We start from the raw sequence: 254 nt of genomic DNA on the forward strand, positions 1-254 counted from the left end.
TTAAAAATAAAGCTTGGATTATGACCATGTTGCCTAAAGAATATGAACATTCTATTTATGCTTTTATCAGAAAACTTATTCCTATTGGTCGCGTACTTAAAATACAAAACCATGAAGGCGTATATATTAAAGAATTTAACGGATAAGGAGTTTTTATGAGCGAAACAGAAGATACTGTTGTCAAACATGATGATACAGTTCACGTAAAAGACCTTAATAAGGTAAGTACAGTAACAGATAATGATCTTTTGGTT

Annotated in this window: 1 protein-coding gene; it reads left to right on the plus strand. The window is 30.3% G+C overall.

Going from position 1 to position 254, the window contains the following annotated elements; translation table 11 throughout:
- Nucleotides 1-146, plus strand: a 146-nt coding sequence (locus tag U881_RS12130) for a DUF735 family protein (protein ID WP_152520643.1), incomplete at its 5' end; no start/stop codon positions are given.
- Between the last annotated feature and the right edge of the window lie 108 nt (nt 147-254).

Source organism: Borrelia persica No12 (assembly GCF_000500045.1).
Classification (GTDB): Bacteria; Spirochaetota; Spirochaetia; order Borreliales; family Borreliaceae; genus Borrelia; species Borrelia persica.